Annotated in this window: 7 protein-coding genes; 3 read left to right on the forward strand and 4 right to left on the reverse strand. The window is 42.3% G+C overall.

The genetic code is table 11. From position 1 onward, the window contains the following. Positions 1–88: 88 nt before the first annotated feature. The 3 genes from ACWVCM_RS09310 to ACWVCM_RS09320 all read right to left on the reverse strand — a co-directional run bounded on the left by ACWVCM_RS09310 (position 89) and on the right by ACWVCM_RS09320 (position 3085). Positions 89–613: a porin family protein gene (locus ACWVCM_RS09310; protein ID WP_455201466.1), complete on the reverse strand. Its 525-nt coding sequence runs from the start codon at positions 611–613 to the stop codon at positions 89–91. 270 nt (positions 614–883) lie between these two features. Further along, positions 884–2662, reverse strand: a complete 1779-nt coding sequence (locus tag ACWVCM_RS09315) for a leucine-rich repeat domain-containing protein (protein ID WP_455201467.1) — start codon at positions 2660–2662, stop codon at positions 884–886. Positions 2663–2941: 279 nt separating this feature from the next. Continuing rightward, on the reverse strand, positions 2942–3085 hold the full coding sequence (locus ACWVCM_RS09320; RefSeq protein ID WP_455201468.1) for a hypothetical protein: 144 nt from the start codon (positions 3083–3085) through the stop codon (positions 2942–2944). Between the two features lie 347 nt (positions 3086–3432). On the opposite strand from ACWVCM_RS09320, the gene ACWVCM_RS09325 reads away from it, so the two are divergent. After that, positions 3433–3924 carry an outer membrane beta-barrel protein gene (locus ACWVCM_RS09325; protein WP_455201469.1) on the forward strand — a complete coding sequence of 164 codons (492 nt, stop codon included), beginning with the start codon at positions 3433–3435 and terminating at the stop codon, positions 3922–3924. Here the strand turns inward: ACWVCM_RS09325 and ACWVCM_RS09330 are convergent. Next, positions 3921–4457 carry an NUDIX domain-containing protein gene (locus ACWVCM_RS09330; RefSeq protein ID WP_455201470.1) on the reverse strand — a complete coding sequence of 179 codons (537 nt, stop codon included), beginning with the start codon at positions 4455–4457 and terminating at the stop codon, positions 3921–3923. The two genes, ACWVCM_RS09325 and ACWVCM_RS09330, sit on opposite strands and share 4 nt — an antisense overlap. 360 nt (positions 4458–4817) lie before the next feature. On the opposite strand from ACWVCM_RS09330, the gene ACWVCM_RS09335 reads away from it, so the two are divergent. Then, positions 4818–5669 carry a PhnD/SsuA/transferrin family substrate-binding protein gene (locus ACWVCM_RS09335; protein WP_455201471.1) on the forward strand — a complete coding sequence of 284 codons (852 nt, stop codon included), beginning with the start codon at positions 4818–4820 and terminating at the stop codon, positions 5667–5669. A gap of 174 nt (positions 5670–5843) precedes the next feature. Further along, on the forward strand, positions 5844–7586 hold the full coding sequence (locus ACWVCM_RS09340; protein ID WP_455201472.1) for a sensor histidine kinase: 1743 nt from the start codon (positions 5844–5846) through the stop codon (positions 7584–7586). The last annotated feature ends 381 nt before the right edge of the window (positions 7587–7967 follow it).

A 7967-nucleotide genomic window follows, 5' to 3' on the forward strand; every position in this document is an offset into this window, starting at 1 on the left:
ATTATCGTTGGTTTTAATGGTCAGGATGCGCGAAAAAAATTTCATCTAACTTATGTTATTACTTGTTAGGCGACACATTCATATTACATCAAAATTTATAACGAAATCCTAAACTGATCGCATCAATGGTGACTTCATTCCTGTTGTAATAGCGATAGTACTCTGCAACAAACGCCAGTTTTCTTATAGATTGCAGAAATTCCTCGGCACCTACTCCCCAGGCAAATCCATCGTATTTATCATCATCAGTGGGATTTTCACCATCAACACTCAATTCTGTTTGAGAATAACCTGCCAGCAGGTAAAGACGAACATTATTATAAGCGGAACCACTACCAATCCTTAAAAAGGCAGCGCCTTGTGAATCAACTTTAATTTTCTGATCCAGTGAATTTTCGTCATCATCCATACCCATACCATATTGTATTTCCAGGGCAAAGTTATCTGCGAATTCATATCCAAGTTTTAAAGTGCCCACGAAAGGTTTTACCTCATCGTCGGCAATGTCGATTCTATTCACCGCCGCCGCCATGCTTGCGTAAAAATCGCTGGCAAACGTCGGGGCAGCCCATATCGTGCACCACACTACAAACGCTTTAATGACTAACTTCATGCTTGATTCCTATACCAATGATGGCGTGTGTTGTTGAATTGTCTCACTTTTTCTTCGCGGGCGGTATTATAACAACATTGTAGAAGCTGGTTGCCCGACTAGCGCTACATTCGAGGTCTATATCACTAAATTTTACGAATTCATTCCCCAATTTTACCGAAATTCCCCAAATTTCAATATTGTACGCTTATCGATTGCACAACAAATGCCACAAACCTGGACAATTTTCGATCACTGAAAGACGGGATGCCGGATAGAGACTGTTCGAATTTAGACACAATTTACGCCAGGATCCACGCGGTCCTGGGTATTAACATTTCCATCAACATCAACAGGTGGGGAGCCAAGTAAAGAAACCAGCAATCCAAGACTTTGGCAGCTTATCGCCGGATTACCTGATAATCTCAACTCGACCAGGTTAGTGAGACCCGTTAAAGCACTAACGTCGGATAGCACATTGTTATCCAGGCTAAGTAATTCAAGCGTTGTTAAATACTGGATAGGTGCAAGTTGACTAATTTGATTCCCACTTAAATGTAAAACCTGCAATTGCGACAAATTCTGCAGCCCGGACAGGTCACTGATATTATTATAGTGCAACCACAATTGCTGTAACTTGTTTAGCCCTTCTAAAGCACTAAGGTCAGCTATCCGGTTACCATAAAGGTTTAATGACACCAGCTCGAGCAATGAATTAAGCGCGCGTATATCGCTAATTGAGTTGCCGTATAAGGATAAAAACACCAGGCTCGTTAATGACGCCAATGCATCTATACTGACAATGTTATTGTTATCCAGTTTTAACAAGCGTAACTCTACAAGACCTGATAAGTTACTGATGTCTACAATGGAGTTAGATTCCAGTAACAGCGTTTCCAGTGCCGACAGGCTCGCTAGAAAGTCAGTCGTCGACACACTATTGTGACCCAGATTCAGACGCCTTAATGTCGTCAAGTTAGCCAAAGCTCCCGGCTCAGCGATCCCGTTTTTTGATAAACCAATATTTACCAGGACAGGATACTGGTTATTTGAAAATACAGTGACGTCACTAATCTGGTTATTATCCAGCAACAAGTTCTCCAGGGCTGCCAGATTACCAAGCGCGCTAATATCGGTAATTTGATTCCCATCCAATAGTAAATCAGTCAAATTATTTAATCCTGTAACCGCCGCCATGTTACTGATACGGTTATTTGATAAATACAGTTTCTCCAGCGCAATCATATTTTCCAAAGTGTCTATGGATTGAATTTGATTACTGTAAAGTAGCAATATCTTTATATTTGCCAGATTACCTAAAGGCGAGATATCCTGAATAGCGTTTTGGCTGGCATCGAGAAATACCAGCATCGTCAAATCAACAAGTGGTGACAGGGAATCCACGAGATTCCCCGCGATAATAAGCTCATTCAGCTGTACCAGTGCTGCGAGCGCGGCAATGTCCCGAATATTGTTTTCAGCAATGTTCAGATACCTTAACTCGATGAGTGCTCCGAGTGGAGTAATAGTTTCAATTGCATTGAAACTAACATCCAGGTTTCTCAATCCAGCAATCGATGAAAGACTTTCGATGTCAGCGATATTGTTGTTTCCAAGATAAAGACTAATCAGGTTGGCGGATTGAGATAAGCTTGAAACGTTACTGATTTTATTATTGGTTAAGTTTAAGTTTCGGAGGTTAACAAGAGCGCCAAGCAACGCGATATCCGTTAGCTGGTTATCCGCAAGATTCAAAGATGTTATTCCGGTTAGATGCTCGATACCGGTTAAATCAGAGATGCCGCGCCCCGAGCAATTCAATGAACCCACGACTTCGTTGGTTTGACTCCAGTCGAATTGTGCGGCGGCTAACAGGATACATTGTTCGAGACCAGGATCGGAAAAGATACCATCCAGATCAAGACCAGGTTGACTGTTTTTTTGGACAACAGGCAGTGTGACTTCCCTGCTTTCCCCACAGGAAATTAGCAGCCAGCCCATAAACAGGCACGCTGCAACAGATGCAATTCGCCTTTGCTTCACCATCACTCTAAAAGTCATTACAGACATGAATTAAGAACTGTCCGTAATGCTTTTTGACCCCTTTTTATTATTATCCCAAGAACTGGTTTTTTTATAAAAATTCCATTAACGCCCGTCGCGCCAATTGATTAGTTAAAAAACAATGGTTCCTTTGTACAGTAAATCAAAGATTGAAAATACAGCTCTATTTTACCCCACTTAACACGGCAGGTTGAGAAACTGTTTTCAATAAATAAAAAATGCCCCAACTGAGCGATAAGTCAGTGGAGCATTTTTCATAATTTAAACCGTCAACCAAGTTTGACGTTATTCGCTGGCCTGAAATATTAGAAGCACGGGCAAACTCAACATCGCAATACCTAAAATCATATTCACAAAAGCCGCGACCGGCAGCGCCAAAATGCCAGAAGCCAGCGCAATAACTGCGTAGATTTTGTTTGGTTTCTTCATGATCACATTACCTCAATTGTTTCCTGTTATTATTTTTATATTCTCCTATCCAGATACCCTGCAAAAACCCCCGAGATTACAGGATATCCGCTCCACGCCTGACAAAACCTCATTATAACCAACTTACATCCTGGGTTAATCAGGTCAAATTCAGCATAAAACAGCCCGTAACACAACGCAATCATATGTATGATTCTATGAATAAAGCCGCTTAATCTGCTGGATAGAAAGTGATATCGGTATGTCCCCTACTTCACAGGTTGAGCTATACAAGCACATAGTTGAGAAGCAATCAGTTGGTTATGTGCTATGCTTGCTTCGGTAGGAAAAATGCTCATGGAGTTTTTATGATATGTCGCAGATTTAATCCAGCAATTGTTGTTGCGTTGACAATTTTACTGGTATCAACAAACCTCCAGGCAGCGGGACTTACCTTTGGAGCAAAAGGTGGCCCAATGCAACTGGATGCTTCAGATGCTGATGACCCCATCAATGCCGGTGTTGCCATTGGCTACGAATTCGGTGTTGCGCTTGGCGATTTGGGATTTGAAGGTGAATTCACCACGACGGTAAAAGACGGAAAAATCGGGGGAAAAGAGCTCAATATCGACACCGTTGGCGCCTACGCGACCTATCGCAGTCCGGGATTTATCTATTTAAAAGCACGGGCTGGTTATGTCGGCTGGGATGCCGCGCAAACCCTGGGAGATAGTGCAGATGATACCTCTACATCGCTGGGACTGGGGCTCGGTTTCAGCTTGAAAATCATCAAATTTGAACTGGAATATACTCAAATTGACGACGACATAGATTTTATCAGCCTCGGCATTCTGTTCTAAATCCTGTTACCCCCACCCTCCTTAAGTAATTGGTAACTTTTTAATATTCCGATCACTGATTTTGCGTCAGTAATAACGCCACTCATCACCCACTGATAGGCCTCCGTCAGAGGTAGCCAGTGCACTTGTAAAACTTCATCCGGCGCGGTATCAGGCTCAATTGAAGACAACTGCCGGGCAAGATATAAATAGACTTGCTCGCTGAATACACCGGGTGAGCTAGTCATCGGTCCCAAATCAACCCATTGCTCCGCCAATATACCGGCTTCTTCCGCCAACTCCCGTTGCGCCGTCTCAATCGGCGGTTCCTGATGATCCCTTTTCCCGGCCGGAAGTTCCCACAACCATTCTTCAAATACGCAGCGGTATTGCTTTAGCAAACAAATTTGCTGCCTGTCATCGAGTGCCACCACAGCCGAGCCACCCGGGTGGTGAATAACTTCCATATCCATCTGGTGACCATTCGGTAAGGTTATTTGGCGTACCTCAACCTGGATGATTTTCCCGATAAATTCCATATGCTTGCCATTCATTGCCAACATCCCTTCAATTTCAATCGATAAGCGAAATCTATAGACAAACTTATATCACAATTCCTGTATTTCAAAACACTGGCATGAATATTAAAACCGATTTGTCGATTAATTTACTGACTTGAGAGTAATGATTCTATGCTAATTCAGTAGCGCTGTATCGGGAAAAAAACATGCGAAAACAAGGCTAATTTAGTGCAAAGATCTAAAAATAATCAGTAACTTGCCGATATTCTAAATAGCATTACTGCCTTTTTGTAATGTTGGGTCATCGAACCTGACAGGGATCTTTTTAACCGTTGAACGATGCCAGACGTCGGTAATGCCCGTCCTGGTGTGGTGCTAAATAAGGGGACACTCATGTCACGCTCTTTTCATCCTGGACTTGTCATCCTGGTTTCATGTTTCGCTTTGTTATTTGTTAACAATGTCGCGGCCAAAACAGACAAGAAAGAAATTCGATTTGGTTCTGTCGCCATGGATATACCAGCGGTCATGCAAAAAAGATTGCTACCGTTAACAAAATATTTAAGTGACTCACTGGGCAAGCCTGTTGTGTTAAAACTTTCGCCCAACATGCCTGCAGCTATTACGGAAATATCAAAAGGATCAGTTGAACTGTCATACCTGACACCTGTTGCCTACATTCGCTCTCATCAGAAAGGTGATACTCAGCTAATCGCCAAGACAGTCACCAAGAACAAAGCTTCCTTTCAGCTTATGATTGTAGTGCGCGACGACAGTCCCATCAAAACTGTGGCTGACCTGGAGGGTAAAGCATTTGCGTTTGGTGATAAAGCAGCGCTATTGCAACGTGCGGTTGTAGTCGGAGCAGAAATGCCCCTGGATAAACTCGGTCGTTATGAATTCATCGGTCACTATGACAACATAGTTCGTGCAGTGCTGAACCGGGACTTCGACGCCGGTATACTAAAAGACACGATGGCTTATAAATGGGAAGGCAAAGGCATTCGCATCCTCTACGCATCTCCAGACCTGCCTCCTTATAACATCGCTGCCAGTAAAAATATCAGCAAACCAATGCTGAAAAAACTACAAAAAGCGTTCCTGGATTTAGATACCAATAATCCAGACCACTTTCCTGTCATAAAAGCACTCGATAAGAAATATAATGGATTCGCGCCTACTAGTGATGCGGAATACGACATCGTTAGAAAACTAATTGAGCCGTTTGACAAAAAGAAAAAATAGCATAACGTTCGGGCTAACTGACAGATTAAAATTTGCCTGGCAATGTTAAGCACCCTCAGGAAAACCATCTCGAAGTTGTGGCCCAGGCGGCTGAGTATACAACTTCAGCTGATTTTTTCACTGCTAATTGGGAGTTCGATTATTTTCTTTACTTACTCTGAAGTACAAAGAGAAGTGGAACGTATATCGAGCGCCATGAAATACCAGGCAAGCATACTTGCTGAAAATCTTGCATCAACCAGTGGCGAGCTGTTGCTAACCCGCGACTACACCGCATTAGAGTTATTGTTATTTCGTTCAATACGTTTTGATGATATTAAAAAAATACAAATATCGGATAAATCGGGCAATTTACTGGGTAACGTTACCCGGCTGCATGACAGTGAACCAGTGGCTCAATATGGCGATCCCCCAGTCAGGTTGCCTGATGAAGTAGATAAACTGCAGATAATCAATAAATTCACTTCTGAACTGATCTCCTGGCAACCCATTTACCTCGGGGAACATATAGGTTGGGTAAAACTCACATACTCCCTGTCCAAAATTGAGGATGCAGCTGAACACAAATGGAAAGCGGGTATTATTGATGGCTTGGTTAAAATTACCTTAGTCATGCTGCTTATTTTTCTGATACTCCGCAAACCACTAGCTTCCATAGAACGTTACACACACTTCGCGGAAAGAATACATCAATCCAATGGCAACCTCGTTCCGATCGACTATAGTGCCATTGAACTGCAAAAACTGGGCACGGCGCTGAATAATGCCTCAACGACGGTTAACAAAAAAACATCTGACTTGCAAAAAGTGCTGGCCGACCTGGAACGCATTGCTGCTTTTGCGGAAAACTCGCCCGATATTGTATTGTCCGTTAAACAAAACGGTATCGTGCAATACATGAATCCCATTGCAATTCAAACATTGAATCGTTTAGGCCTGGATCAAAGTAACATTTTTTCTATATTGCCTGATGACTTACTCGAGTTGATGAATTCAAGCATTCAAACACAGGATACATTGCGTGAGATCGAAGTTAATTATCAGGACAGAACATTTCTCTGGACTTTCGCCCCTGTGACAGGACAGGAAATTCTTAATTGTTATGCAATAGATATTAGCGAACGTAAAATTGCTGAAGAGGAAGCGCGTAAAGCCCTGATTGCAAAAATGAGCGCAGAAGAAGCCAGCACTGCAAAAAGTCAGTTCCTGGCAAACATGAGCCATGAACTTCGCACGCCATTGAATGCAATCATAGGTTATAGCGAGATAGTGGAAGACGAAGCAACAGAATTAGGTTTCAAGCAGTTGACGCCAGACTTGCGCAAAATCAACTCGGCAGGTAAACACTTACTGTCACTGATCAATGAGATCCTTGATCTATCCAAAATTGAAGCCGGAAAAATGGAATTTTATATTGAACCGGTGGATATTAAGAAAGTTATCCTGGATACGGTAGATACTATCGATTCATTAATAAAACGCAAAAACAATACGCTTGTTCTTAATATGCAGCGTCAGTTAGGTATCATGCAAACCGACCTCACCAAACTTAGACAGGTGCTATATAACCTGTTGAGTAACGCTAGCAAGTTTACCGAGAATGGCACCATCACACTGACCATAGATCAATACTTTGTACAAAACCAAAACTGGATTTCCTTCGTTGTTGAAGACTCCGGTATTGGCATGACAGACGAGCAGTGCTCTCGTATTTTTAGTGCGTTTGCCCAGGCCGATAACTCCACTACCAGGCGTTATGGCGGGACAGGATTAGGACTCGCAATATCCCAGACATTCTGCCAGATGATGGGGGGCGGTATCAGCGTGAAGAGCAACCTGGGTAAAGGCTCCACATTCTATGTCAATCTGCCAGCCAACGCTTCGATGCCTGAGAATCAAAAAGCCAGTAATGAGTGAAATTAAACCTGGATTAGAATTTTTCCTTTTATTTCCGTGAGTTCCCGTCATAAGTTCAGCTTAGTTATTAATATCAGTAGCAGCGCACTAATTTATCATCGATATTAACTTTTCTGACACATTTCAACACCGGCATTAAGCGAACTAAAAAAACTCATCAATAAATACCAATAATTACAGTGAGTTACAAATGTACTCAGCAAATAATTTTGATCCGTTCCTGTCGTAGAAAGCCTGTTACAGGTATTTGGAATGTGACACTTGTCACAGCAACCATTTTTGTTTTAGTCTTTTATATATAGGTACCAGTCGCACTGGTATTTATTCCCACAGTAGTAATTCAATTGTTAGTAGTAAATGCAGTATTAGTCAGGAGTACTC

It is taken from the genome of Kaarinaea lacus (genome assembly GCF_975902315.1).

What these genes read in the sequence shown, in the direction of transcription:
- ACWVCM_RS09320 (WP_455201468.1), bottom strand. Translation starts at nt 3,085, where the DNA reads ATGAAGAAACCAAACAAAATCTACGCAGTTATTGCGCTGGCTTCTGGC.
- ACWVCM_RS09315 (WP_455201467.1), bottom strand. Translation starts at nt 2,662, where the DNA reads ATGTCTGTAATGACTTTTAGAGTGATGGTGAAGCAAAGGCGAATTGCA.
- ACWVCM_RS09335 (WP_455201471.1), top strand. Translation starts at nt 4,818, where the DNA reads ATGTCACGCTCTTTTCATCCTGGACTTGTCATCCTGGTTTCATGTTTC.
- ACWVCM_RS09325 (WP_455201469.1), top strand. Translation starts at nt 3,433, where the DNA reads ATGATATGTCGCAGATTTAATCCAGCAATTGTTGTTGCGTTGACAATT.
- ACWVCM_RS09310 (WP_455201466.1), bottom strand. Translation starts at nt 613, where the DNA reads ATGAAGTTAGTCATTAAAGCGTTTGTAGTGTGGTGCACGATATGGGCT.
- ACWVCM_RS09330 (WP_455201470.1), bottom strand. Translation starts at nt 4,457, where the DNA reads ATGAATGGCAAGCATATGGAATTTATCGGGAAAATCATCCAGGTTGAG.